Genomic DNA, 3,567 nt, shown 5'->3' with positions numbered 1-3,567 from the left:
ACATTTTCAAAGTCAGGTCAATGAAATTCATGCGCGTGTGGCAGTTCTGAATAGATTTACGGAATTAGGTAGACCTCACACCCAAGTTGTCACTTAAATTTGAATGGATTGGGGAAAACTCAGCTTTTGAATGTTTATGCAACAAAGCCGTTCTAGGATGATACTGTATTGTTCATCTACATTTTCTCAGAATTTTGAACACCCTCCATTAATTGACTAAGATGGCGATTCAACTAAACTGAAAGTGCTGTTCGCAATACCACTAAGGGTATCAGCGAGAACAGCAAGTATTTCTATTCAGTAAAGGAAGGAGTCCGTAATGGCTAAAAAGACAATTGCGAAATTTGATATCTCGGTAACCGCACCAGAGGGTTTTGAACATGAGCCTGACGCAACAGGCGGTTTTTGGTGCCATAAACCGCTTAACACTTTGCCACCGGGGGATTTTATATCGCCCTATTCGCGTCATAAAACCTTACCAACTCCAGGAGTCGAAAAGCGTAAAGCGTGGATAATTGGTGGTGGTATCGGGGGGCTTGCCGCGGCATTTTATTTAATTCGCGATGGTCATATGCCCGCCGAAAATATCACTATTTTAGAAGAAATGAGTGTAGAAGGCGGCTCTATGGATGGTGCGGGTAACCTCGAAGACGGTTACATCATTCGCGGTGGTCGTGAAATGAACTGGAACTACGACACCCTCTGGGATCTATTCCAGGACATTCCCGCCCTTGAACTTCCCGAAGAGTATTCTGTTCTCGATGAATACCGAATGATAAACGATAACGACCCAAATTACTCTAAGGCCCGTTTAATTAACAAGTCCGGCGAGATCCTTGACTCAGAAGACATGGGGCTGAGTAAATCTCAGCAATGGGAACTTATCCGCTTAATGCTGAAACGCAAGGAAGAGTTAGACGACATAAGCATTGAGGAATATTTCAGTGAAGGCTTTTTACAAAGCAACTTCTGGTTTTTATTCCGTACTATGTTTGCTTTTAAAAACTGCCACAGCGTGTTGGAAACCAAGCTCTATTTGCATCGTTTTCTGGACTCAATTGACGGCTTTGGTGACATGTCTGTTCTGCTTTTCCCTAAATACAATCAGTACGACACCTTTATAAAGCCACTGACCAATTTTCTGCGTGAAAAAGGAGTGAAATTTACCTTTGAAGCCAGAGTAGATGACCTTGATATGAGCATTACCGGAGACAACAAGACGGTAACCGGAATTCAGGCCGTTGTTAAAGGTGAAGAGCAATATATTGAAGTTGGCAAGAATGATTTAGTGTTCGCCCTCACCGGATCAATGACTGAACAGACGGCTTATGCCGGTATGGATGATGCCCCGGAGCTTAACTGTGAAAGGCATGACCCGGGTAGCGAAAGTGGCTGGAACTTATGGAAGAACCTCGCCAAGAAATCTCCTGTTTTCGGTAAGCCAGAAAAATTTTATGGTGACGTAGACAAGTCTATATGGGAGTCGGCCACCCTTACCTGCAAGCCCTCCCCCCTTGTCGATAAACTGAAAACCTTATCAGTAAACGACCCATACTCCGGTCGAACCGTAACCGGCGGCATAGTGACTTTTACTGACTCCAACTGGCTGTTAAGTGTTACCTGTAATCGCCAACCTCACTTCCCCGACCAACCAGACGATACCTTAGTTTTGTGGGTTTATGGTCTATTGATGGATAAGCAAGGCAACCGTATTAACAAAACTATGCCGGAATGTACCGGCAAAGAAATTCTGACCGAGCTTTGCCATCATCTGGGTATTGAAGACCAGTTAGATGAGGTTATAGCCAACACCAAAATACGCATTGCGCTTATGCCTTACATTACCGCCCAGTTTATGCCTAGAGCAGCAGGCGACAGACCCAGAGTAGTGCCTGACGGCTGCACCAATTTAGGCCTAGTGGGGCAATTTGTAGAAACTCGCAATGACATAATATTCACCATGGAATCCTCCATTCGCACCGCCCGTATTGGTGTGTATAAGCTGCTGAATATTCCCAAACAGGTGCCGGATATAAGCCCCACCCAATACGATATTCGCAACATTATAAAAGGTGCCAGAGCGCTCAATAGCAATAAGCCTTTTATTGGCGAGCGTATGTTGCATCGCTTACTCGACAAAACCTACTTTGCCCACATACTGCCGCCGCTGCCCGAACCGGAGGAGGAACAGCAAACGCACTTTGAAGAAGAGCTAAGGGAACTGCTGGGTAACGGCGGTGACTTAATACATAAATTTTCAAGCTGGGTTAACTCGCTGATGGAGAATTTTTCGAGCAAAGATAAATAGCGGGTTAGGTTTTGTTTTTTGCACAAAAAAGCCGCTCGAATGAGCGGCTTCTTATATGGAATTGGTGGAGCTGTTTATAAAAGCCTTTTGTAAACAACCGATCGATCAGGAATACAAAAGGTTTAAGGAATGCGAGCGATAACTTTTATTTCAAAGTCAAAACCGGCTAACCAAGTCATTCTTTTTACTCTGTGGTGAAGATGCCTTTTTGTGAGCTTTTACTAAATAGACCTCTTGCGAAAGTATTATTTTTGACTATTTTAGACTTTGATATTTATTTAAAAATCAACGTTTATCACTGATTAAATTTTGACTAACGCAAGAGGTCTAATGCTTAACCTTATTTCGTTTACTTTTGGGATTGCTCACTGTGGCTGTTTTTAAAGACTTTAACCATGAATATGTGTAAGGCTCTAACTTTAATAAATGTTCAATCATTTCATTACGTTTAGACTTATCCATCTTAGAAATAATACTTTTCAGATCAGCATTAATTGATTGATTTGTTGCTCCACGTTCACTAGCTTTCTCATACCATTCATGCCCAAGTGTGTATTGATACGTTTCCATATAGATAGCACCCAATAAAGTACATGGACGATAATTATCTGGAGTTAAATTATGAGCTTTAGATGCATTATCAATAGCAACTTTGACCTTGTGAAGATCACGTCTAACTCCCCCAAGTGTCGTAAAGTAAGCGGATAATAATTTTTTATCTTTGATACCATTAATTGAAATTTTTTCTAAAAGATCTTCTGCTTCAATACTTTCCTGACACTTTCTTAGTTGACTACTAGCATTAATGGCATTCCAAATATTCTTAGTATTCTTCGCATATTCCTGCAAATAATAATCAGCTTCTAACCGATGAAACTTATGACGAACCTTAGTAATAAAGAATTCTTTACCTATTGTGTTTAACCAAACAGCTTCATCTTTAGAGAGTCTTATTCCACGATCTAACTTACTTAAAATTTCATAAATCTCTGTGAGTAAGGCATCTGATAGATCTTCATTAATGTCGTATTTTTTAAGTAATGCTTTTTCTTTTTGCTTTGCAATATAGACGGGATCTGACTCAAGCAGCTTTTGTTTTTCAATAGCTTCTTTTCTCAACTTCTCTTGATGAGTTCTTTCTTCCGCTACTCTCGCTAATTCGACTTTATTTATAATTTTTTTCGGCTTTGTTGCACAAAGATTTAAAAGACAACACTCTGCTCATTTGAACAGAATTCAAGTGACAACTTGGGTATGAG

General features: G+C 40.7%; 2 protein-coding genes and 1 pseudogene. 2 read left to right on the top strand and 1 reads right to left on the bottom strand.

The window, feature by feature from the left end:
• Window positions 1-97 (top strand): annotated as a pseudogene (locus tag VXP95_RS15315) (IS5/IS1182 family transposase); the annotation flags it as partial.
• 222 nt (window positions 98-319) lie between these two features.
• The gene (locus VXP95_RS15310) at window positions 320-2,308 is read left to right on the top strand and encodes an oleate hydratase (RefSeq protein ID WP_392473843.1); all 1,989 of its coding nucleotides are present in this window, start codon (window positions 320-322) and stop codon (window positions 2,306-2,308) included.
• Between the two features lie 327 nt (window positions 2,309-2,635).
• Here VXP95_RS15310 and VXP95_RS15305 read toward each other — a convergent pair whose 3' ends face one another.
• Window positions 2,636-3,427, bottom strand: a complete 792-nt coding sequence (locus VXP95_RS15305; protein ID WP_416712346.1) for a hypothetical protein — start codon at window positions 3,425-3,427, stop codon at window positions 2,636-2,638.
• Between the last annotated feature and the right edge of the window lie 140 nt (window positions 3,428-3,567).

This window comes from Acinetobacter sp. 226 (assembly GCF_048147925.1).
Taxonomy (GTDB): domain Bacteria; phylum Pseudomonadota; class Gammaproteobacteria; order Pseudomonadales; family Moraxellaceae; genus Acinetobacter; species Acinetobacter pecorum.
Note: the sequence above shows the minus strand (reverse complement) of the source record. Positions and strands in the feature narration are given on the sequence as shown.

Coding starts and splice junctions, on each gene's coding strand:
- VXP95_RS15310 (WP_392473843.1), top strand. CDS start 320: ATGGCTAAAAAGACAATTGCGAAATTTGATATCTCGGTAACCGCACCA.